Here is a 20748-nt window from a genome sequence, read left to right on the forward strand (position 1 = left end):
TTGGCGGTGATGTTGTCGAACTGCGCATCCACAGCGGCCCGGGCTATCGCGTCTATTGCTGGAATATTTTATGAACCCCACCGCCGCCGCACAACTAGGCATCAAACCTTTTGAAGCCGCCGACTACCTGCAATCTGACGAAGACTGCGCGCAGTATCTGCAGGCCTGCATGGACGAAGCCCCCAAAGACGCAGCCTTGTTCACCAAAGCCGTGGGCGACATCGCGCGGGCGCGCGGCATGATGCAACTGGCCCGCGACACCGGCATCACCCGCGAAGGGCTGTACAAGGCGCTGGGCGAACAAGGCAACCCCAGCTTTGCGACAGTTATGAAAGTCATGCATGCGCTGGGATTGCAGTTCAGCGTGGGGGCACGGTCGGTGCAGAAGAGTTGAGTGCCAAATCAGCCTCTAGCCCTCGTCGAATATGCGCAACCAGCTATCAAATCAGAAGCAATTTACCATACCTCTCGGTCCGGCAAGCCGGGCCTTTGTCATCGAGATCCTCTCGAAATCCCAGCAGGCCCTAATCCGTATCAGCCGACGTGCTGGTGCCCGGCAGCTCCGCAAACTTGGCCGCCATCGTGGGGTTGCCCCGTGTGAGCTTTTTGATCGTCAGATCGTCGGCCTTGTCGTTGGCCAGGCGTAAATTGTTGGCTGACTTGTGCAGCGCTTCCTTGGTTTTTTCCAAGTCCTTGATCGCATCGTCGATGCGCTTGATGGCCTCTTCAAAGCCTTCGGAGGCGAGGCGCCAATTGCGCCCAAACGCGGTCTTGAAATCGTCAAGCTGGGTTTCGAACTTCGTGATGTCCACGTTCTGCGAGCGCACCAGCGCCAGCTCGGACTTGTACTTCATCGCGTTCAAAGCGGCATTGCGTAAGAGCGTGATCAGGGGCACAAAAAACTGCGGCCGCACCACGTACATCTTCGGATAGCGGTGCGACACATCGACGATGCCGCTGTTGTACAACTCGCTCTCCGGCTCCAGCAGGGACACCAGCACCGCGTACTCGCACGCCTTTTCAGTGCGGTCCTTGTCCAGCTCTTTCAGAAAATCTTCGTTCCGCTTCTTGGTCGCCGTTTCATCGCTCTCGTTTTTCATCTCAAACATGATGGAGACGATCTCGGCGCCCGACTCGTCCGAGTCGCGAAAAATGTAGTCGCCCTTGCTGCCGGTGCGGGCGTCGTTGTCTTTCTCAAAATGCGCCCTTTGAAACGCGGCAGCACGGATGCGGTTGAACTCGATCTCGCAGTGCTGCTCCAGGGTTTCACCGACCATCTTGGTCGATAACCGCGCCTTCATGTCCCGCAGTCGCTCAATCTCCCCATCACGGTCGCGCAACTGCAAGGCGTATTGCTCCTTGATGGCTTTCTCTTCTAGCTGATTTTTCACGGTGATGAGGGTGAGGTCATTCTTCAAGCCATCACGCTCCCGGGCGACCACCCCCACAGCGTCATTCACCGCCAACTGGAGATTGGCCTCAGCCAACTGCGCGGCAGCTTGCTGCGCCCTGCGCGCTTGGTCTAGCTCGTTCGCCAGCCCATCGCGCTCTTTGCTGACCGCGCCCAAAGCCTCAGTCACCGCCAGCTTGCGGGCCACCTCAGCGGCAGCGAGCTGGGCCTGCAAGGCCTGAATCTCCGCATCTTTGCGGGCCGCAGCGCTTTGCAGCGCATTGGTGACCTTGGCCTCGGCCAAGGCAATCGCGTCGCGCTTTTCCCGCTCGGCCAGCTCCAGCCGCTCGTGCAACTGTTTGTCAAAGTCGCCATCGCGCACCTGCTTGAGGATGTTGGCGTACCCCGCTTCGTCGATCTTGAAGGCTTTGTTGCAGTGGGGGCAGGTGATTTCATGCATGGGGGCTGGGCCTCTTTTTTTTGGTTGGATAGGTAGCTGGCTGAGCAGACCGGCCCTTTTGGACGGGGCTCTACAAAGCGCTCGGCGAAAAGGTAACCCGAACTTTGCGACCGTTTTCAAAGTCGTGCACGCACTGGGCTTGCAGTTCAAGGTTGGGGGCGCAGTCAGTGCATACTTGAGGAGCAAATGGGGCTTTAGCCCTTGTGGAATATGCGCGAGCAGCTATAAAAATAAAAGCATATCAAAGCTAAAATCAGTTAGTTGGATTCAGTCAAGAGAATACGTCAGATGTTCCAAATTCACAGTTGACTTTGACAATTCAAAAGGGGAGCAGCGATGGCATCGTTCATGGAACGTATTCTCATACTGTGCAAGACATACCCGTCGCCGAGCGCGAAATATGCGGAGACATCTTGCGTGGCGGGGATGACTGCAGACGGTCGGCTCATCCGTCTCTATCCCGTCCCTTTCCGGCTTGTTGCCGACGAGCAGCAATTCAAGAAATGGCAGTGGATTTCAGCCAGGCTTGAAAAAGCGCGTGATGATCATCGCCCCGAAAGCCATCGCATTTTTGTTGACACCATCGAATGTGATGCAGAACCGCTGCCAAGCGGAAAGGCCGGTTGGCCAGTTCGTTCCGAGTTGCTTGCGAAGCTGCCACTGTTCTCAGACTTCGCTGCAGTTGAAAAAGCTCGGATAGATCACGGCGTCACATTGGCGCGTCTGCGGCCAACACGGATCGCTGGGCTGGATATCAAAAAGGCGGATAACCCGGTTTGGACTGACGAGGAAAAAGAAAAGCTTCTGCGGCTGCAACAACAATCCGAGCTCTTCGACGAAGTGGAAGAAGGCAAACAAATCCGGTTGCTGGAAAAGCTACCCTTTGATTTTCACTACCGGTATGAATGCGACGTAGACGGGCAAACGTTTGCCTACAAACACAAGCTGGTGGACTGGGAAGTGGGTGCGCTGTACAGAACCGTTCGCCGTCAACACGGTGACGCTTGGGAAGCGCCGTTTCGCGCCAAGCTTGAGCAAGAACTTCCTAGCAAAGACTTGCAATTTCTGCTGGGAACCATTCACCGTTTTCCGGGGCAATGGCTCCTCATCAGCCTGATATACCCGCCTAAGCCGCTTGCTGAAAACCCAAATCAGGCAGGGCTGTTCTAGCGGTCAGGTGCATTACTGTCGGACCACCATGCTGGCGCGCAGCGCGTGCCACAAAGGTCCGATGGCACATTGAAAAATCCGCTTCAAAACAAACTAAGCACGCTGTTGTGGCGCGAGAAATTTTGACTAATTCCTGTATGGGCGCTTCTTGCGTCGAGACATAAGCCAGAAAATCTCGGGTGTAGGTTCGCCAGTTGCCGTCAGCTTTGTACTGATTACGAACGGGTTTGGGGCAACCCAATGCAGGCATATGCATGTAGGCTATGCCGTGCTCCGAGAGGGCCGCACTGAACGAGTTCTTGGAGAACCCTTTTTTACGGGAAAGGGGTAATTCCCGAACATCTACGATGGTTTTGACGCCCGTAGCGATAAGCCTGTCGATGAACTCATTAATGGTGAGGCCTTCGTAGCCAAAAGTAAAAAGGTGAGTATTCATAGGACGGCTGGTCAGGTAGATTCGGCCAATTTTAGTCTTTGGTTTATGTCCTTCATTACAAAGTACGTTACCGTTTACAGATTTGGATTTCGAAAACCATCATTTTTGTACCAGGCACTTCCCGCTACCGCTTCATACAGGGCAGCACGCCAAGTATTGGTCCGCTTCTTACGTTCAACTCGTGAAATGCTTAGTAAGTGAATTTCTCGTGCGTCTGATGTTTCAAGCGTATCAAGTATGTCTGAAAGACTCGCCAATTCTGAAGCTGCTTCAACCCCAAAGCGCTTAGCAAGTTCAAGGTCTCGAAAATGGTTCGTAACACGTATCGTCAAATCAGCCGACCAATCCGTTGGCGGCTGAACGAAGTACCGTACGGTGGCAGGTACCGACTCAATTAGTTCGGAAAAGAGCCAAGGCACCGTTTCAACCACCGCGTCCTCATAGTAAGGGTGGAGAATTTGAGTGCCGTTTTCTAGTACGGAAGAGCCTTTACCTGTGTTGCAATCAGAGCAAGACGGGATGAGATTAAAAGTAAGTACGGAGAACGCAGGATAGCGAGATTTCGATAGGAAATGGTCAAGTGTAGACACTTGACCAAATCCGCAGAAAGGACATTTCCCCAACGGGGCAAGCATCATCAAACTGTCGTACTGTTTGCGCCCAGGTTTACTGCTAGCAACCATTTGATCTGAATACAGATCTACCAGCTCCTTCTTACTCATATCGGCAACTACAACTTGCGTTTCGTTGCCCCAAGAACACGCATCAAACGAAAATAGATTGTGGGCATCGGCACAGCGTTCGTAGTCGTGAAACTTAGCTAGCAAATACGGTCTTGCGGCGTTGAAGCGCGTAGCCAACTCTGGATCGTTAATTCCGCTAGTGCAGGTATCGAGAACTACTGCGGGATCAAAATTCGGTTTTCGAATGCGCTTCATTGTGCGCTCGCCTTCGCCGCATCTCGCGTTGCAATCATCGAACGCAAAATGCCTTGAGCCTCAAAGCCAAGCTGCTCGTCGTACTCCTGCAGGACGCTTTCAAAAGTTCCATGTGCATCAACAGCGGTCTGGAGCATCGCGTGAAATCCAGACTTTGCTACTTCCAAGCCAAATATTTCACGCGTCAATACACCTACATTCTCGCCAAAAGTTTCCCGTTCGGGACGATCTGATCTTCCCTCAGTGCGTAACCGCGTCAACTTCCAGACGCAGGATTGAGGAACCTCTTGGACAACCACTGGCGAGTGCGTGGCAATAATCGCTACGCCATTGCGGTTATGCAGTAGGTCCGACAATGCCCGTGTGAATGCTGAGAGAAGTGGCGGATGAAGGTGACTCTCGGGCTCATCCATCAACACCAAGGTTTTCTCTTCCACTGTGTCGACTAACTTGGTAATGGTTAGTAGGACGATAGAGTGACCGGAGCTCATTCGACCAATCAATGACTTTGCTTTTTGAATGGCGGCATCCAAGTCCAAATCAAGCAATTGCCCAAGGTTCATAGCCTCGAAATTGATGTCCGACTCTAGGCGTTCAATGGCAGCACGCCAACGATCTCTTTTCGCTGACTGGCTGAGGCAGGAGCGAAGGCTTTCGATGAAATCATTCGCGAGATCGATGTCAGTTTTTGGCGGCTGTTCGGTATTCCCGCCGGGACCAGATCGTGCGTTTTTCATGCCGACATAAAAATACGCTACGCCACGGCTTCGATCCGGGCGATCCTTGGGCGGGACAAATGGATCGAACGCACTGAAAGAGACAGAAACGACACTGCTGAAATAATTCTGAGGGAGATGTTTCCAGCCTTGCCAAGTTACGTTTTCGTAGAAACCGCCCCGCTGTGGTTAATTGCCCTCCTGAGAAATGATCGCACCGACCATATTGTTTAACAACGTTGTCTTTCCCACCCCATTCCTTCCGATCAAAACGTGAACATTGGTGGGGGGCTTTGACGCAGGTTTGACGTGAAACTCTATGTCTATTGAGGCTGTTCGCTCATCACCTGGATCACGATACGCAAATTCGAATTCTGTAAGGACAACTAGCCCTGAAAGCACGCGTCGGTACTGGCCATGAATTGCCGAAAGGCTGACGCTACGCAGCAGGGAACTTCGGAATACCTCCTGCTCTCCAGCAGTTGCGAACAGGGCGTCGTCATCAACTACGTCACCCAGCCCTTCAAAACGAAATCTCTGTCCTCTGGCGATAGCTTTTCGCGGATGTTCTGGTAATACTCAACGTCCTGTCCAAGGGAGAACCAGCCCGGTGGTAAAGCTTCAAATTGCTTAGGCATCGCGTCACGCGTCCATCCTTTGGGCTGATCGGCGTAACCGATTTTTAAGTTACCCAACGCGAGCTTTTGACCACTGGTGTCGAATGCGACGACTTCAAAAGAGGTCTTAAACGAGAAGTCGTCCCAGTTGCCTGGAATGAGTTGAAAAATATTTGGGCCTGTTTTGATAGCCTGCCCACCAAGTGAGAGAACTTTAAAAACACTGCTCATGTAACTTTCTCACTTTCTTAAGTTATGCCGATCACGCGGCATTTTTGATTGAGGCACTACTCGACTTGCACGGACAAGTATCTAACTTGGAGGCATTCTGCAAGTAAATAGGTTGCAGGAAGAATGTCCTCTCAATCCCACAACCTTTGCCCAAATCGCCCCGCTCCTCCCACCCCCATCACCAACCTCTGCGTAGCCCGCGTAGCAGCCACATAAAACACCCGCGCCGCTTCCTTCTCGTCCTCCTCCGCCGCAGGCATATGCCCCACACCGGGTAGCGCCACCACGGGGAACTCCAGCCCTTTGCTGACCTTCATGGTCATGACCTTGATCTTGTTGCTTGTTGGATCAAAGTCTCCGTTGCCCAGTCGGTTCTCCACGGGAAGTTTGCGTTGTGCCAGGGTGCGGGCAAGCAGGTCGCGGGTTCTCCAATCGGCACATAGCACCGCCATATCGCCCCACGCATGGCCTTCTTGGTGCGCCTGGACCAGGTGGTCGGCAATGGCAAAGGCTTCGTCACGCAATGTGGGCAGGCGGATGATGATTGGGGCCTCGCCTTCGCGCCCGCAGCTGATGGGCTTGAGCAGCGGGATGCCGTCGTCGTCTTTCTCTTCGGCGGTCAGCAAGTCGGCCGCCACCAGGCTGGCGGTTTGCAGTATCTGTTTGGTGTTGCGGTAGTTGATCTTGAGGATGGTGGTGCGGCCCTGGGCCTGGATGCCCACGCTTTTGAAGCTGAACTGCTTGCTGCGTGCGCGCTCATAAATGCTCTGCGCATCGTCGTACAGCACCAGCAGGCTGTTGGTGGTCGGGTCCACCATCTGCGTCACCAGCTTGAGCCATTCGGGCGCGAAGTCGTGGCCTTCGTCGATCATCACGGCTTGGTATTGGCCGCTGGGGATTTGCTTGCGGTCCACCGCGCGGATGACGTTGTCCACCATATCGTCAAACATGTGCGGGCTTTGCTGGGGAATAGTTTGCCCATACGCCACCAGTTGGTCGCGGCACCATTTATGAAAGTGGCGCACATGCACTTTGCCGCCCAGGCCCTTGGCCTGCATCACGCTGTGCAGCTTCACACCCAGCGGTTCGTTAAAGCAGAGGATGAGGATGGGCTTGGTGGCAGCGGTGCTGGAGCCAAAGGCATTGGCAAGGTACTCCGCGCGGTAGCCCAGAATCATCGTTTTGCCCGAGCCCGCCACGCCGTGGATAACGCGGTGGCCATCGCCCAGGGATCTAGCTAACTGCTCTTGCTGCAGGTCCATCACCCGCATGATGTCGGGCAGCGCGGCATCTTCGTCGTCGTCGTCAAACAGCGCGCCTTGCTGCACGCGCACTTCGGGGAACATGATCCAGCGCACGCGGTCGATCTGCGGCAGGCTCATCACGCCGCGCATCATGAAGGGAAACATGTCCCACAGCCGGCTTTGCAGGTCTTCGGCATCCACGCTTTCCAGCATTTCGTCTTGGCAGAGCACGCGGTGGGGTTCGATGGCGTGGTGCAGCTCGGCGGCTTCAAACTGCTTGCGGGTGATGTTGGTAAACACCACGCCGTAGCTCCACGGGAAAGCCAGCTTGCCCGCGTGCGGGCCATCGGCCTGCACCAGCTGGGCGTCGCGCTCCAGCACCAGAATACCGCGGCGCGGGTGCAAGATACAAAAGTCCGGGTGCGTGTTGCGTGGCCCCATGGGCACGTCGTACCAGAGCCGGTAGTCGTCGTCGAGCTTTTGTTCTAGCCGTTCGGCCAGCCGGCGTTCGCCACCAGTCATGCGCGAAACGCACGCGCCGATTGAAGGAATCAAAACCGCCATCGCTGACCATCCCCCTGTTTTTTGCATGCACCAAAGGCTGTGTAGGGCTCTGCTGATATTTTTGTTGTTGGGCGATTATGCACACAAAAAAAGGCCGCTACCCCCCGTAGAACTTGCAGAGGCAGCTATCAATAGCAGAGCAAAATTGACTTGTGTCAGTTTGTGCAGCAGGCAGGCAGGCCAACCGACAGTGCTAGCAGGCCCAGGCGTTCCAACCAGTGCCGGGTGGGGCCAAATATCACGCCTTCCCCCCTTCTTTTCCTGCGCAAGCGCGACATTCGCGCACGCGATGCTGCCGAACTGGCGGCCTTACGCCAGCCAGATGCAGGCCGCTTGGCGGCCACTGGCGCCGCCATCCCGCCGGTAGGAAAAGAACCGCAGCGGATTGCCCACCGTGCACCACGGCGCACTTCCATCGTTGCCAAACACCTGCGTGACGCCCAAGGCCGCAAGGCGCTGACGCGCCAGTGAGGGCAGGTTGGCCAGCCACTTGCCACTGGAGCCATTAGCGCCATCGGGCAATGGCTCAAAACAGCGATGGGCGTCGGCGTGGCCCTGGCAAAACGCGGCCACCACATCGGCGCCCACCTCAAACGCCTGCAGCCCAATGCACGGCCCCAGCCACGCTATCAATTCAGGAGTTGGTTGTGTAACGTTGACGAGGGCTGGAGGCATAAAAAGCTTATAAACTTGTTCCAAAACACCCTGCCCGCCCACACCCGCTAGCCCACGCCAACCGGCATGCACCGCAGCCACCCGGGTGCCGCGTGTGTCGCACAGCAGGATGGGCAGGCAGTCTGCCACCATCATGGTGCAGGCCAAGCCGGGTGTGCTGGTGCAGGCGCCATCGGCTTGCACGCCATCCATCGTGTCGGCGGTAAGTTCCAGCATGTCGGTGCCGTGTACCTGGTTCAAAAAGACGGGTCGAGCGCCCAACGTTTGCTGCAACCGTGCGCGGTTGCGCTTTACTTGGTCGGGCGCATCCCCCACATGGCTGCCCAGGTTCAGGCTGTCGTAGGGCGGCAAGGAGCATCCCCCCAATCGCGTGGTGCACAGCGCGCGGACGTTGGCGGGCGCCGGCCAATCGGGGATCAGGCAGTCGGCCAGGTCAAGTGGGAGACAGGTCATTCCAACAAGGATAACGCAGCCATCAGCGGTCCCCGTTACCATTGGCTTTATCACCCGACACCACCCATTTTCTGAAGGCCACGCCATGATTCTCGAACTCGCCGACATTCGCATCCACCTTGGCCAGAATGCTGCCTTTGAAGAAGCTATCCAACGCGGCCTTGCCACCGTGATCGGCAGCACCAAGGGATTTCAGGGCTACACGGTGAACCGTGGCATCGAAAGCCCCGAACGCTATGTTCTGCAAATCTTCTGGGACACGCTGGAAGACCACACGGTGGGTTTTCGCCAGTCTGAGGCCTTTACCCAGTGGCGCGCCATCGTTGGTCCCTTCTTTGCTGGTCCACCCACGGTAGAACACTTTGAACTGCTGGCCAAATCGGCCTGAGCGCGCCCCAATCTTCCATCGAAAGCCCCGTCATGTCCTACGTTGTTCCCCCTCCCGCCCCGGTCAGCTTGCCGGTTGTTGGCATTGCCGATCGTTTTCCCGTGCACCGCATCTACTGCGTGGGCCGCAACTATGTAGAACACGCCCAGGAAATGGGCCACAGCGGCCGCGAAGCGCCGTTCTTCTTCATGAAGCCCGCCGACGCAGTGCTGCTGGCCGAGCCGGGCCAAACGGTTGACATGCCCTACCCCACCCTCACCAGTAACCTGCACCACGAGATTGAACTGGTGGTGGCCATTGGTGTGGGCGGCGCAAACATCCGGGCGGCAGACGCGGCGCAGCACATCTATGGCTACGCCGTGGGTCTGGACATGACCCGCCGCGACTTGCAAAACGACATGAAAAAGCAAGGCCGCCCCTGGTGTATCGGCAAAGGCTTTGACCACTCCGCGCCCATTGGCCCCATCACCCCTGCTGCACAGGTGCCTGGCATCGACAGCGCGGCCATCAGCGTGCAGGTCAACGGCGTGGACCGCCAGCGCAGCACCATTGCCAAGCTGATCTGGAATGTGGCGGAAACCATTGAACAGTTGTCCGCCGCCTGGGCCCTGCAGCCCGGCGACCTGATCTTTACCGGTACCCCTGAAGGCGTGGGTGCCGTGGTGCGCGGCGACACGCTGGTGGGGAGTATTGATGGCCTGCAAACCATCACGGTGCGCGTACGATGAGCCACCATCCAGCCAACCACCCCACATCCGCCTATATCGCGCTGGGCGCTGGCCATTACCAATCCAGCGAGCTGACCCGCGGTCCCTGGCACCCGGACCACCAGCACGCCGGCCCGCCAGTGGCCTTGGTGTGCCGCGCGGTCGAGGCAGCGGCACAAGAACATGGCCTGACCCACATTGCCCGGCTCACCGCCAACCTGCTGCGCCCGGTGCCCATTTGCGAGTTGCAAATTGAGGTGAAGCCCGTGTACGTGGGGCGCAACGCCGCCCACTTTGCAGTGCAACTGACCGCCAATGGCAAAGAAGTTGGTGTTTTTACCGCCCTGGCCCAGCGTGAGAGTGAATTTGTAGTGCCCGACGGCCTGCCCGGCCACCCCTTGCCCACCGTACCGGTGTCGCCCGATGACGCCAAACCGGTGAACTTTCCGTTCGCCGGGCGGCATGTGGGGTACTCTGACCTGATGGAAACCCGCACGGCCCGAGGCCACATCTTTGGTGGACCCTGCGCCATCTGGTTTCGCATGCGCCACCCCCTGGTGGAGGGCGAAACCCCCAGCGCCTACCAGCGCGTGGCCGTGGCGGCGGATTCGGGCAACGGCATCAGCGCCGTGCTGGACTACGAGCGCTACAGCTTCGTCAACACCGATCTGACCATCAACCTGCTGCGCCATCCGCAGGGAGAATGGATCTGCCTGGACGCCCGCACCTACCTGGGCGCCAACGGCTGCGGGCTGGCCGAATCGACGCTCTTTGACGCGCACGGCCTGATTGGGCGCGCCACCCAAAGTTTGGTTGTCCGGGCGCGCTAATATTGCAGCCATGCAACGTAGCCCCATCCAACATTGCAAACAGTGCGGCGCGGCGGTGGTTTACCGCCTGCCTGATGACGGTGACGTCAAAGAGCGCGCCGTCTGCCCCGTTTGCAACACCATCCATTACGAGAACCCGCTCAATGTGGTGGGCACAGTGCCGCATTGGGGCGACCAGGTGCTGCTGTGCAAACGCAATATCGAGCCCCGCTATGGCAAGTGGACCTTGCCTGCCGGTTTTATGGAAATGGGTGAGACCACCGCCGAGGGCGCGGCGCGGGAGACCGATGAAGAAGCCGGCGCCCAGTTCGAAATGCAGGGTCTGTTCAGCTTGGTCAACGTGGTACATGTGGGCCAGGTCCACCTGTTCTACCGCGCGCGGCTTTTGAGCGATCAATTCAAGCCAGGCATCGAAACCATTGAAGCCCGCCTGTTTACCGAGGAAGAAATCCCCTGGGACGAGCTGGCCTTTCGCACCGTGAAAGAAACGCTGAAGCGCTACTTTGCCGACCGGCGTAGCGGCCACTATGGCATTCACACGGTGGACATCGTTTAACCAATGGCAAAAAAAGCCGACTCATCCAACAACGGAGCGCTGACGCAGGCGGTGCTGGCCGTGGTGCTGCAGGTGCCCGACAGCACCGAGCGAATGGGCGAGCACCCAGCTGAACGCGCCCATGCCATTGCCCGCAGTGCCGCCCGCGCAGCCAGCGTCTTATCCGGATCGCTGTCGCTGCCGCCCGGCATTTTTGCCTGGCTCACGATCGTGCCCGAGCTGGTGGGCGTATGGAAGCTGCAAGCCCAAATGGTGTCCGACATTGCCGCGGTATACGGTCAGCAAAAGACGCTGGGGCGCGAGCAGATGCTGTACTGCCTGTTCAAACACGTCTCGGCCCAGTTGCTGCGCGATGTGGTGGTGCGGGTCGGGGAACGGGTGGTAATCCAGCAAACGTCCGTCACTGCCCTGCAAAAAATTGCGCAGCAAATTGGCGTGCAGGTGACCAAGCGGGTGCTGAGCAAAAGCGCTGCCCGCTTTGTGCCACTGCTGGGCGCGGTGAGCGTGGGGGCGTATGCCTACTTCGATACCCTGCAGGTCGCCAAAAATGCGACCGAGCTCTTCGACCGCACGATTACTATTGATGAAAACGGGCGCTAGCCCTCGTCGAATATAGTTAAGTCGCTATGAGTTTCATAGCGACCTTTGCAAATCGGCGACAGCAAGCTCTACTGCACCGAATCCCGGATCTGCTCCAACGCAGCCGGGTCTTCCATGGTGGTCAAGTCACCAGCATCACGGCCTTCGCACACCGCCTGAATGGCACGGCGCAGCAATTTGCCGCTGCGCGTCTTGGGCAGCACCGACACAAAGCGCACGCGGGCCGGACGGCCCACCGCGCCGATGGTGTTGTCCACCACTTTCATGACTTCGGCCTCCAGCTTGGCGCGGGCAGCCTCGTCCACCAGCCCGCTGGCGTCCCTCACCACGGCAAACGCCACGGCCACCTGACCCTTGAGCTGGTCGGCAACACCCACCACAGCCACCTCAGAGATATTGGGGTGGCTGGAGATGGCCTCTTCGATCTCGCGGGTGCCCAGGCGGTGGCCGGCCACGTTGATCACGTCGTCGGTGCGGCCCAGGATGAAGAAGTAGCCGTCCTCATCGCGCACGCCCCAGTCAAAGGTGCTGTAAACCAGCTTGCCGGGAATGCTCTTCCAGTAGGTGTTGATGAAACGGGCATCGTCGCGCCACACGGTCTGCATGCAGCCAGGGGGCAGCGGGCCTTCGATCGCAACCACACCCTTCTGGTTGGCACCGGTCAGCCGCTCGCCCGTGTTCTCGTCAAGCAGCTGCACGTCGTAACCATACATGGCCACGCCGGGGCTGCCAAACTTGCTGGGCTTGTGCTCCACACCGTTGGCAATGCCCAAAATGGGCCAGCCGGTTTCGGTCTGCCAGTAGTTGTCGATGATGGGTTTCTTCAGGCTGTCGCTGATCCACTGCGCGGTGGGCTCGTCCAGCGGCTCACCAGCCAGAAACAGGGCACGCAGGCTGGAGAGGTCATATTTGGTGAGCAGGGCTGGGTCTTGTTTCTTCAGCACGCGCACGGCGGTGGGCGCGCTGAACATGACGGTAACCTTGTACTTTTCGACCAGGCTCCACCAGATGCCGCCGTCCGGTCGAATGGGCAGGCCTTCGTACATGATGGTGGCCATGCCCGCAATCAACGGGCCGTAAATGATGTAGCTGTGGCCCACTACCCAGCCAATGTCGCTGGTAGAAAAATAGGTTTCGCCCGCATTGCCGCAATAGATGTGCTTCATGCTGGCAGCCAATGCCACGGCGTAGCCGCCGGTGTCGCGCTGCACGCCTTTGGGCTTGCCGGTGGTGCCGCTGGTGTAGAGCGTGTAGCTGGGGTGGTTGGCCTCCACCCATTCGCAGGGCACCACGGTGTTCAGGTGTTTCTCGCGCAGAGCCTTCCACAAATGGTCACGTCCCGCTACTATATTCATAGCGCACAACTTGCGGTCGGCCAGCAATACGGCGCTGGGCTTGTAACTGGAGAGCTTGATGGCCTCGTCCAGCAGCGGTTTGTATTCCACCACCTTGCCACCACGCGAACCGCCGTCCGAGCTGACGATAACTTTGGGTTCAGAGTCTTCAATGCGCGACGCCAGCGAACCCGAGGCAAACCCGCCAAACACCACCGAATGGATGGCGCCTATGCGGGCGCAGGCCAGCATGGCAAAAGCCGCCTCGGCGATCATGGGCATGTAGATCAGGACGCGATCACCCTTTTGCACACCAAGTTCCTTGAGTGCAGCAGCCATTCGCTGCACTTCGGCGTGCAATTCGGTAAAGGTGTAGACCCGCTCGGTGTTGGTCTCGGTGGATACGGCAATCAGCGCGGCCTGATCGGCACGGGTTGCCAGGTGGCGGTCAACCGCGTTATGGCACAAATTCGTGGTGCCGCCCACAAACCAGCGCGCAAACGGAGGATTGCTGTAATCACACACCTGCTGCGGCGGGGTTTGCCAGTCGATGGCTTTGGCTTCTTCTGCCCAAAAGCCTTCCCGATCATCAATAGAGCGACGGTAGAAATCTGCGTAAGCGGTCATGGTGTGTCCCTCGGTGCCGTTAAATCTGAATTCATAATTATGAATACACAGCTTGCAATCACCTGACTGACACAGATCAAGCGCCGCGAAAAGCCAGCCGCCGCACCCTGCCACGGTGACAGCGGCCCCGTTGGGGACCAATTTTCGCTATTTAATCAGGGCCTGCATGGCCTTGAAATCAGGATGCTCTGCGCTGCGAATCCATTCAAACGCCACCATTTCGGTGGTGACCAATTCTGCGCCCGCACCGGCCAGGCGGTCAAAGGCGGCGTCGCGGTTGCGCTCGGTGCGCGAGCTACAGGCATCGGTTACCACCCAGACGTCGAATTCGTCTTCCAGCAGGTTCAACGCCGTTTGCAACAAGCAGACGTGGGCTTCACAGCCTGCTACGACGATAGTGCCGCGCTCAGACCCGGCAGACGCCTTTTGCAGGTGTTTGGGCAGGCTGCGGGCATTTCCCTGTACCGGCTTTGGTGGTGGGCGCAGCCATTCGCCCAGCCCCTCTTCTACTGCGCTGAACTGCATCTTGGACAGGACCCGGGCGTTCGCCGCAGTCATTGGCTCCTGCAGCTCCGCAACGCTGGCTCCCAGGCGGGACGGGTTCTGTTCGGTGACAAAAGTGGGCACCTGCAGCAACGCCGCCAAGCGCAGCAGCCGAACGGCGTTGGCCACCGCAGCGGGACCATCCAGCATGGCAGGCATCAGGCGCCCCTGGTAGTCCACCAGAACCAATTGGGATTCTTCGACTTCTAGCAGCATGAATGTCCTTTAAAAGTTGCGAAAAATGCAGCTTAATCCACCAACTGACTCAATTCAGCGCGGAGCTGTTGCTGCTGCCTCATCCAGAGCCTTGCAAGAAGGCGCACACACGGCCTGGGACTTACCCAGCACCTTTTTGGTGGTCATGAGTGAGCGTGCGCGGTGTTTGCCGCACAAGAAACACGACATGGTGGCTCCGCCAAAAGACGCAGCGGCCATGAACGGAGAGCCCGATACTTTGGATTTGTAACGCAATCCATCTGGTAAGACGGTTGTTTTCGGTTCAGCTTTTGCCATGTAGATACCCTCATTAGCCTGTCTTGACGCCGTGAACACCACGGGTTAAGCTCGTTAGATGCGAATTATCCTCGTTCTGGCCGCGCTTTTGCTGGCAAATGTGGCTTTGGCTCAATCAAACCCCTCCACAGATGACATTAACCGGCTGCTGGCAGAGCGTGGTTTGGTCGCCCGTATCGGTGATGTGGGCGGTAAAGTTGAGGCAAAAGCGTCCGAATTGGTCATCAATGCCATGACCTTTTTGGGTGTGCCCTACAAACGTGGCGGCACCAGCAGCGACACCGGCTTTGACTGCAGCGGCTTTGTGCGGGCCATGTATGAACAAACCGCCGGCTTGATTCTGCCCCGCAAGGCCAGCGAGCAAGCCGCCAGTGCCCAAAAAATCAACCGTGCCGACCTGCAACCCGGTGACCTGGTGTTTTTCAACACCATGCGCCGCGCATTCAGCCACGTGGGCATTTATGTGGGTGACGGCAAATTCATCCACTCTCCCAAGCCCGGCTCCGAAGTCCGGGTCGATAGCATGTCTCTGGCCTACTGGTCCCGTCGCTTTGACGGTGCTCGCCGGGTGCCTGTCAATTCCGAGACTGCTGACAAGCCCTGACGCACGCCCTGCGTGCAACTTTGCTCAGCTTTACGCGCGCTAGAGCACGAACAGCATCATCACGTTACCCTTCTGGCTATGATCGCTGGCCGGGTCCTCGTATGGGCTGGGCGTACTTCCTTTTCGCCAGACCAACCTGCTGCTCAATTCATGCGCATCCCCCATTCATTGCCGTATCTGGCCAACATTCCCAGAACCGTGTTGGCATTGGCCGCACTGACCTGCATGTCGGCCACTGCGCAAATACCACCCACACCGCCCGCCGCAGACGCCGAAAGCAAAGACGCCAAACCCGCGTCCCAAACCACCCTCGACCGGGTGGAAGTAACCGGTACCGCCAGCGAAACCGAGCAGCGGCGCGCTTCGACGGCCTCCAAGATCATCATTGGCAAGGAAGATATCGAACGCTTTGGCGACAGCTCCGTCAGTGAGGTGCTCAAACGCCTGCCCGGCGTGACCACTGGTGGGCGCCCGGGGCGCGGCGGTGACGTGCGCATGCGCGGCATGGGCGGTGGCTACACCCAATTGCTAGTCAACGGCGAACGCATGCCGCCTGGTTTTTCACTGGACAACCTGCCACCAGACCAGGTGGAGCGTATTGAAGTGCTGCGTGCACCTACTGCCGAATACGGCGCGCGGGCCGTGGCCGGCACCATCAATATTGTCCTGAAAGAAGCGCTGAAGAAAACCCTCAACGAAGTCAAACTGGGGCTTGGCGCAGAGCAAGACCGCCTGTCACCCAGTGCGTCCTGGACGCGCAACGACAAGTTCGGCGAACACATTGCCTACACGCTGACCCTGTCGGTCAACAAGAGCGACAGCCGCGACGACAACGACACCCGCACCCGCTGGTACGACCTGCCCACTGGCAACCAGCTACTGGACCAGCACGAAACCGGCTACGGCACCAACCATCGCGAAGGCGTGCACCTCAATGGCCGCGTGCAGATTGGATTGGGCCAGGGCGAATCGCTGATCCTGATGCCCTTCTTTGTCATGTCCCAAAGCAACTCCTTCACGCAGAGCCAGTTGGATCAGGCCGCCGGAGGTGCCATTGCCCAACCCTACGCCAGTTACACCAGCGAAGGTGACGGCCGCTTCACCATGATGCGCACCAATGCGCAGTGGCAAAAAAACCTGGGTGACGGCAACCGTGTTGAACTGCGCTACGGTGTGGGCGGCGGCACCTACGAGAGCCACAGCGTTCGCAATGAGCTCGACACCACCGGTGCACTGAATCGCACCGTGGCTGACCAATCCAGCACAAAAGAAAACGGCTGGAACCTGACCGGCAAGTTGTCGCAGCAATTGGCCAGCGAACACAGCCTGGTCAGTGGGCTGGAGCTGGACAGCAGCAAGCGCCGCCAGAGCCGCACCACACTGCAAAACGGGCTGCCCATACTGACGGATTTTGGTGACGACCTGAACGCATCTTCCATGCGTGTGGCCACCTATATCCAGGACGAATGGAACGCCAGTAAACAAATTTCCGCCTACGCCGGCCTGCGCTGGGAGGGCATAGAAACCAGCAGCGACAGCGATGCCTACGATGTGCGCAACCGCAGCAGCGTGTTAACGCCCTTGCTGCACGCTACATGGCGGCCCGACGAGAAAAGCCGCGACCAGTGGCGCACCAGCCTGACGCGCAGCTACAAGTCGGCCACGCTGTCGGATTTGATTGCGCGCCCTTCCATCTCGCAGCGTTTCCCCACTGGAGCCAACGAGGTGGGCAGCCCCGACCGCGCAGGAAACCCCAACTTGGCGCCCGAACTGGCGCGCGGCTTTGAGCTAGCCTACGAGCACTACCTGGACAAAGGTGGCCTCTTGAGCGCCAACTTCTTCCACCGGCGCATCAGCGATTTGATGCGCAACGTAGTGGCGCTAGAGGACGTCTCCTGGTCCACCGACAAACGCTGGGTCTCACGACCGCAGAATGTGGGCAATGCCACGGCACAAGGGATTGAGCTGGAAGCCAAGTTCCGGCTGGATGAAATGTGGCCCACCGCCCTGCCCGTGTCGGTGCGTACCAACGTGAGCTTCTTTGACTCCAGCGTAGACCAAGTACCCGGACCCAACAACCGACTGGAAGGCCAGCCCAAGGGCACCGCCAATATCGGAGCCGACTACAAGTTCCGCGGCCTGCCCTTAAGCGTGGGCGCCAGCGTGAACTACACGCCGGCCTACGATTTGCAGCTGAGCGATATTCAGAGCAACACCATGGGCGCCAAGGTGGTGACCGATGCGTTTTTGGTCTGGTTCATCAACCCCAAAGCCCAATTGCGCCTGAGTGCCAACAACCTGGCACCGCGTGACTACCTGAACACCAGCAGCATCCTTAGCGGCACCCAGCGCCAGGACAACGAGAGCGACAACCCATCGCACATCCGCTGGGGTGCGCGGTTGGAGTTGAAGCTGTAGGTTCAGGCCTTCTTGGCTGATTTGCCCGACTTGGCAAACACGCCCTTGCAGGCTTGGGTAGCACTGTCGTTCTCGGGCAACTTGGCGCAGACCCCATCCAGCTGGGTGGTCAGCTTTTGCACAACGGCGGCATGTTTGCCACCCGTGTTCCAGCTGACCAGCTGCGCACCCATCTTCTCCAGGCTACGGCGGTTGCGCTCATAAAAAGTTTCGGGCGTAGCGTCCAACTCGCCAATCACCTGGGCTGCGGCCTTTTCGATGCGGGCACTGTCTTGCGGCGCCAGTTCAATGAGCTTTTGCACGTAACCACTGCCCCACTGCATGCGGGTCGCCGGCCCCATGGAGCCGACATAGGCTTTTTCGGCCCAGTCCAGCGAAGCGGCATTGTCACCCCGCAACTTGGCATTGGATGCCAGCACCAGCATGTGGTAATACGGTGAGACGGCCTTGGGTAGTTCGGCCTTGAGCATGGCGTCGGACGCATCAATCAGCCCAACATCGCTGAGCAAATGCGCAGCTGATGGGATCACCGCCTGGCGCTCATACCTGTCGGTGGTCGTTTGGTCAGCCTGGTTGGCGGCCGCCTGGGCCTGCGAAATCAGCTCCGGTGCCAACGCCGTCTTGCCACCCTTGGGGATATCCTGCAATGCCAGCCCCACCTTGGCTTGCACGGCACCCAACCGGTCTGCCTTGGACAAACCCTGGTCGGAGGCCAGCCGGTCCAACGCAACGCCCAGGTCTGCCACCAACTGCGCATGCTGTGCGCTGCCGTTGCGGGTCAGTACCGACACCAGCTCGTTGGCGTAGTTGGTCAGAATGTCGGTGCTCTCACGCGCACGCGCCGGGTCAGCCAGAATCGCCTGTACCTGTGCCAACGCTGCAGTCTTGTCCAGCGCCGACTTGGTATCTTGAGCCGCCACCACGATGGCCCGCAGGCGCAAGCGGGCAGCGGCTTCTGCCTCTTGCGGCGGGCACTTCTGGGCCAGTTGCAATACAGTGCTTGCCACATCCTTCTTGGCCAGCAACTGCGCTTCATCCGTGTCCCAGGCGTAGTAGGCCAACAGGCGCCAGGCGTCGGGCTTCAATGCCGCGCCCGCAGGGTCCGTTGGCGATAACGCAGCCGCCAGCGTCTCCTTGATGGGTTGCGTTGCGCCCATGCCCAGCTTGAGTACCTGCATGTATTGCACGGCGTCCACCTCGCCTGGCAGACGGGTCAGCTCGGTGCCATCAGGCTTGAAGAGAATGGTCGTGGGGTAGCCCCGCACATTGAATTGGGTCGCCAGCTTTTGCGCGCCAGGCGTGTCCCCATCCAGGTAGACCGGAATGAAGGCCCGGCTGCGTTCTACAAAATCAGGACGGTTGAACACAGTGGCTTTGATCTGATTGCAAGGCGGGCACCAAACGGCACCCCAATACAGAAACACCGGCTTGTTGTCTGCGCGTGCCTGCGTAAAAACGGCGTCCAGGCTGGCGCCATCGGGCTTGACCCAGGCAATGCCGGCATGGGCTGGCGCAGCAGCAGATGCAGCCTTGGCCACAGGCGGCGTGGCCACCGCTTCGGGAGCCTTGGAGCAGGCCGTGATACATGCTGCAACGGCTGCCAGCAAGACAAGATTTCGCATAAGAGAAAAACCCTCGGACAAAAAAGCAGGATTGTGCGCCAAACGCCGTCTTCCACTATCACGACATGGAAGACCCAATCAAGTTTATCGAAAAACAGGTTGTGCCATTTCAATGGCCAGGTACTCGGTGGCAATAGCAGCTCCCAGGCGGGCGTTGTTCAGTACCAACTGGATATTGGCTGCCAGGCTGTCGCCCCCCGTCAGCGCACACACGCGCTCCAGCAGGAAGGGTGTGGATTCCTTGCCGCCAATGCCCTGTTCATCGGCTTCTTGCAGTGCTTGCTCCACGGCCACGTCGATGACAGTGCGCGGCATGGCAAAGGCCTCTGGAATGGGGTTGGCCACCACCACACCACCTTTCAATTGCATGGCCCATTTGGCATGCAGAACCTGGGCAATGGCGTGTGCGCTGTCCAATTGGTAGTCCACCTTGAAGGCACTGTCGCGGGTGAAGAACGCCGGCAACCAGGGTGTGCGGTAGCCCACCACGGGCACGCCGTGGGTTTCCAGGTATTCCAGCGTCAGACCCAGATCGAGGATGGACTTGGCACCAGCGCACACGACCGCCACCGGGGTCTGGGCCAGTTCCTGCAAATCGGCCGACACATCAAAACTCTGCTGGGCACCCCGGTGCACACCGCCAATGCCGCCCGTGGCAAACACCCGGATTCCGGCCATAGCCGCAATCACCATGGTGGCCGCCACCGTGGTGGCGCCCGTGGCACCGGCTGCCACGATGAAAGGAATATCCCGACGGCTGACTTTGGCCACCGCGCGCCCGGTCTTGCCCAGGGTTTCGATCTGGGCTGCGCTCAACCCGGCCTTGAGCCGCCCATCCATGATGGCGATGGTGGCAGGTACGGCGCCGTGCGCGCGCACCTCGGCCTCTACTTGCAACGCAGTCGCCACGTTCTGTGGATACGGCATGCCGTGGGAAATGATGGTGGACTCCAACGCCACCACCGGGCGATGCCGGGCCAGCGCATCGGCCACTTCAGGGTGAAGATCAAGATAGGGGTGGTGCATACGCTGTCTGGGTGTATCGGGTAGCATAATAGCTACCGTATTGATAGCTGCCTATGTATATTCTACGAGGGCTAGAGCCAAATTTT

General features: G+C 58.5%; 21 protein-coding genes. 9 read left to right on the top strand and 12 right to left on the bottom strand.

Translation table 11 applies throughout. The features are described 5' to 3' along the window. Positions 1 to 70: 70 nt before the first annotated feature. A complete protein-coding gene (locus IPI80_RS13440; RefSeq protein WP_413860894.1) occupies positions 71 to 394 on the top strand; it encodes an addiction module antidote protein in 324 nt (107 codons plus the stop codon). 130 nt (positions 395 to 524) lie between these two features. On the opposite strand, the gene IPI80_RS13445 is transcribed toward IPI80_RS13440, so the two are convergent. Then, complete coding sequence (locus tag IPI80_RS13445; protein WP_413860896.1) at positions 525 to 1850, bottom strand: DUF2130 domain-containing protein; 1326 nt, start codon at positions 1848 to 1850, stop codon at positions 525 to 527. A gap of 348 nt (positions 1851 to 2198) precedes the next feature. Here IPI80_RS13445 and IPI80_RS13450 point away from each other — a divergent pair, with 348 nt between their 5' ends. Beyond that, entirely contained in the window at positions 2199 to 3020 is an 822-nt protein-coding gene (locus IPI80_RS13450) for a hypothetical protein (RefSeq protein WP_413860898.1), read from the top strand. On the opposite strand, the gene IPI80_RS13455 is transcribed toward IPI80_RS13450, so the two are convergent. From IPI80_RS13455 to pgeF, 6 genes are all read right to left on the bottom strand, one after another. After that, on the bottom strand, positions 2977 to 3456 hold the full coding sequence (locus IPI80_RS13455; protein WP_413860900.1) for a DUF488 family protein: 480 nt from the start codon (positions 3454 to 3456) through the stop codon (positions 2977 to 2979). The genes IPI80_RS13450 and IPI80_RS13455 overlap by 44 nt on opposite strands. Positions 3457 to 3530: 74 nt before the next feature. Continuing rightward, positions 3531 to 4394, bottom strand: coding sequence for a hypothetical protein (locus IPI80_RS13460; RefSeq protein ID WP_413860902.1), 864 nt, complete (start codon positions 4392 to 4394; stop codon positions 3531 to 3533). Then, positions 4391 to 5131: an AAA family ATPase gene (locus IPI80_RS13465; protein ID WP_413860904.1), complete on the bottom strand. Its 741-nt coding sequence runs from the start codon at positions 5129 to 5131 to the stop codon at positions 4391 to 4393. Before IPI80_RS13465 ends, IPI80_RS13460 begins: the two co-directional genes overlap by 4 nt. 485 nt (positions 5132 to 5616) lie before the next feature. Next, a complete protein-coding gene (locus tag IPI80_RS13470) occupies positions 5617 to 5958 on the bottom strand; it encodes a hypothetical protein (protein WP_413860906.1) in 342 nt (113 codons plus the stop codon). A 131-nt stretch (positions 5959 to 6089) separates the two neighbouring features. Beyond that, positions 6090 to 7766, bottom strand: a complete 1677-nt coding sequence (locus tag IPI80_RS13475) for a 3'-5' exonuclease (protein WP_413860908.1) — start codon at positions 7764 to 7766, stop codon at positions 6090 to 6092. 309 nt (positions 7767 to 8075) lie between these two features. Further along, positions 8076 to 8894, bottom strand: coding sequence for a peptidoglycan editing factor PgeF (pgeF, locus tag IPI80_RS13480; RefSeq protein WP_413860910.1), 819 nt, complete (start codon positions 8892 to 8894; stop codon positions 8076 to 8078). Positions 8895 to 8979: 85 nt separating this feature from the next. On the opposite strand from pgeF, the gene IPI80_RS13485 reads away from it, so the two are divergent. From IPI80_RS13485 to IPI80_RS13505, 5 genes are read left to right on the top strand one after another with little or no spacing between them, the layout of a single operon-like run. Continuing rightward, the gene (locus tag IPI80_RS13485) at positions 8980 to 9282 is read left to right on the top strand and encodes an antibiotic biosynthesis monooxygenase family protein (RefSeq protein ID WP_413860912.1); all 303 of its coding nucleotides are present in this window, start codon (positions 8980 to 8982) and stop codon (positions 9280 to 9282) included. Between the two features lie 32 nt (positions 9283 to 9314). Further along, positions 9315 to 10010 (top strand): fumarylacetoacetate hydrolase family protein, encoded by a 696-nt coding sequence (locus IPI80_RS13490; protein ID WP_413860914.1) that lies wholly within the window; start codon positions 9315 to 9317, stop codon positions 10008 to 10010. Beyond that, complete coding sequence (locus IPI80_RS13495; protein WP_413860916.1) at positions 10007 to 10819, top strand: thioesterase family protein; 813 nt, start codon at positions 10007 to 10009, stop codon at positions 10817 to 10819. Before IPI80_RS13490 ends, IPI80_RS13495 begins: the two co-directional genes overlap by 4 nt. A 10-nt stretch (positions 10820 to 10829) precedes the next feature. Continuing rightward, positions 10830 to 11375, top strand: a complete 546-nt coding sequence (locus IPI80_RS13500) for an NUDIX hydrolase (RefSeq protein ID WP_413860918.1) — start codon at positions 10830 to 10832, stop codon at positions 11373 to 11375. Positions 11376 to 11378: 3 nt separating this feature from the next. After that, positions 11379 to 11975, top strand: coding sequence for a hypothetical protein (locus IPI80_RS13505; protein ID WP_413860920.1), 597 nt, complete (start codon positions 11379 to 11381; stop codon positions 11973 to 11975). A gap of 68 nt (positions 11976 to 12043) precedes the next feature. Here IPI80_RS13505 and IPI80_RS13510 read toward each other — a convergent pair whose 3' ends face one another. The 3 genes from IPI80_RS13510 to IPI80_RS13520 all read right to left on the bottom strand — a co-directional run bounded on the left by IPI80_RS13510 (position 12044) and on the right by IPI80_RS13520 (position 14992). Further along, the gene (locus IPI80_RS13510) at positions 12044 to 13936 is read right to left on the bottom strand and encodes a propionate--CoA ligase (RefSeq protein WP_413860922.1); all 1893 of its coding nucleotides are present in this window, start codon (positions 13934 to 13936) and stop codon (positions 12044 to 12046) included. A gap of 147 nt (positions 13937 to 14083) precedes the next feature. Then, positions 14084 to 14695: an isochorismatase family protein gene (locus IPI80_RS13515; RefSeq protein ID WP_413860924.1), complete on the bottom strand. Its 612-nt coding sequence runs from the start codon at positions 14693 to 14695 to the stop codon at positions 14084 to 14086. A 54-nt stretch (positions 14696 to 14749) separates the two neighbouring features. Continuing rightward, positions 14750 to 14992, bottom strand: coding sequence for a hypothetical protein (locus tag IPI80_RS13520; protein WP_413860926.1), 243 nt, complete (start codon positions 14990 to 14992; stop codon positions 14750 to 14752). Between the two features lie 58 nt (positions 14993 to 15050). Between IPI80_RS13520 and IPI80_RS13525 the strand changes: the two genes are divergently transcribed. Both IPI80_RS13525 and IPI80_RS13530 read left to right on the top strand, forming a co-directional pair. Next, entirely contained in the window at positions 15051 to 15596 is a 546-nt protein-coding gene (locus IPI80_RS13525; RefSeq protein WP_413860928.1) for a C40 family peptidase, read from the top strand. A 150-nt stretch (positions 15597 to 15746) separates the two neighbouring features. Next, positions 15747 to 18014 (top strand): TonB-dependent receptor plug domain-containing protein, encoded by a 2268-nt coding sequence (locus IPI80_RS13530; protein ID WP_413860930.1) that lies wholly within the window; start codon positions 15747 to 15749, stop codon positions 18012 to 18014. A 2-nt stretch (positions 18015 to 18016) separates the two neighbouring features. Here IPI80_RS13530 and IPI80_RS13535 read toward each other — a convergent pair whose 3' ends face one another. After that, positions 18017 to 19636: a thioredoxin family protein gene (locus tag IPI80_RS13535; protein ID WP_413860932.1), complete on the bottom strand. Its 1620-nt coding sequence runs from the start codon at positions 19634 to 19636 to the stop codon at positions 18017 to 18019. Between the two features lie 84 nt (positions 19637 to 19720). Continuing rightward, positions 19721 to 20662 (bottom strand): pseudouridine-5'-phosphate glycosidase, encoded by a 942-nt coding sequence (locus tag IPI80_RS13540; protein ID WP_413860934.1) that lies wholly within the window; start codon positions 20660 to 20662, stop codon positions 19721 to 19723. Positions 20663 to 20748 lie beyond the last annotated feature (86 nt).

It is taken from the genome of Candidatus Aalborgicola defluviihabitans, assembly GCF_016705985.1.
Classification (GTDB): domain Bacteria; phylum Pseudomonadota; class Gammaproteobacteria; order Burkholderiales; family Burkholderiaceae_C; genus Allorhodoferax; species Allorhodoferax defluviihabitans.

Bases quoted from the DNA above. Each gene is read 5' to 3' on its own strand.
- IPI80_RS13440 (WP_413860894.1), top strand. From the start codon at position 71: ATGAACCCCACCGCCGCCGCACAACTAGGCATCAAACCTTTTGAAGCC.
- IPI80_RS13445 (WP_413860896.1), bottom strand. From the start codon at position 1,850: ATGCATGAAATCACCTGCCCCCACTGCAACAAAGCCTTCAAGATCGAC.
- IPI80_RS13450 (WP_413860898.1), top strand. From the start codon at position 2,199: ATGGAACGTATTCTCATACTGTGCAAGACATACCCGTCGCCGAGCGCG.
- IPI80_RS13455 (WP_413860900.1), bottom strand. From the start codon at position 3,456: ATGAATACTCACCTTTTTACTTTTGGCTACGAAGGCCTCACCATTAAT.
- IPI80_RS13460 (WP_413860902.1), bottom strand. From the start codon at position 4,394: ATGAAGCGCATTCGAAAACCGAATTTTGATCCCGCAGTAGTTCTCGAT.
- IPI80_RS13465 (WP_413860904.1), bottom strand. From the start codon at position 5,131: ATGAAAAACGCACGATCTGGTCCCGGCGGGAATACCGAACAGCCGCCA.
- IPI80_RS13470 (WP_413860906.1), bottom strand. From the start codon at position 5,958: ATGAGCAGTGTTTTTAAAGTTCTCTCACTTGGTGGGCAGGCTATCAAA.
- IPI80_RS13475 (WP_413860908.1), bottom strand. From the start codon at position 7,766: ATGGCGGTTTTGATTCCTTCAATCGGCGCGTGCGTTTCGCGCATGACT.
- pgeF (WP_413860910.1), bottom strand. From the start codon at position 8,894: ATGACCTGTCTCCCACTTGACCTGGCCGACTGCCTGATCCCCGATTGG.
- IPI80_RS13485 (WP_413860912.1), top strand. From the start codon at position 8,980: ATGATTCTCGAACTCGCCGACATTCGCATCCACCTTGGCCAGAATGCT.
- IPI80_RS13490 (WP_413860914.1), top strand. From the start codon at position 9,315: ATGTCCTACGTTGTTCCCCCTCCCGCCCCGGTCAGCTTGCCGGTTGTT.
- IPI80_RS13495 (WP_413860916.1), top strand. From the start codon at position 10,007: ATGAGCCACCATCCAGCCAACCACCCCACATCCGCCTATATCGCGCTG.
- IPI80_RS13500 (WP_413860918.1), top strand. From the start codon at position 10,830: ATGCAACGTAGCCCCATCCAACATTGCAAACAGTGCGGCGCGGCGGTG.
- IPI80_RS13505 (WP_413860920.1), top strand. From the start codon at position 11,379: ATGGCAAAAAAAGCCGACTCATCCAACAACGGAGCGCTGACGCAGGCG.
- IPI80_RS13510 (WP_413860922.1), bottom strand. From the start codon at position 13,936: ATGACCGCTTACGCAGATTTCTACCGTCGCTCTATTGATGATCGGGAA.
- IPI80_RS13515 (WP_413860924.1), bottom strand. From the start codon at position 14,695: ATGCTGCTAGAAGTCGAAGAATCCCAATTGGTTCTGGTGGACTACCAG.
- IPI80_RS13520 (WP_413860926.1), bottom strand. From the start codon at position 14,992: ATGGCAAAAGCTGAACCGAAAACAACCGTCTTACCAGATGGATTGCGT.
- IPI80_RS13525 (WP_413860928.1), top strand. From the start codon at position 15,051: ATGCGAATTATCCTCGTTCTGGCCGCGCTTTTGCTGGCAAATGTGGCT.
- IPI80_RS13530 (WP_413860930.1), top strand. From the start codon at position 15,747: ATGCGCATCCCCCATTCATTGCCGTATCTGGCCAACATTCCCAGAACC.
- IPI80_RS13535 (WP_413860932.1), bottom strand. From the start codon at position 19,636: ATGCGAAATCTTGTCTTGCTGGCAGCCGTTGCAGCATGTATCACGGCC.
- IPI80_RS13540 (WP_413860934.1), bottom strand. From the start codon at position 20,662: ATGCACCACCCCTATCTTGATCTTCACCCTGAAGTGGCCGATGCGCTG.